We start from the raw sequence: 219 nt of genomic DNA on the forward strand, positions 1-219 counted from the left end.
GCACTATATTAGTATAGGTGCAATTAAAGAATGAATAAAGCTACCATTCTACATACATTTAAGGTTCTGATACAAATGTGACTTGTATTTACAAATTAATTGCCATGGCGTCGAAGTTTTTGTACCTGAACCGGGATTTTTTACAAACAATCAGACTAATGATGTTTTAAGCCACACTATTTAAAATAGCAAAAATTGAAGTTTCTTTTTATGTAAAAA

Source organism: Bacillus sp. JJ634 (assembly GCF_036962285.1).
GTDB classification, from domain to species: domain Bacteria; phylum Bacillota; class Bacilli; order Bacillales; family DSM-1321; genus Peribacillus; species Peribacillus asahii_A.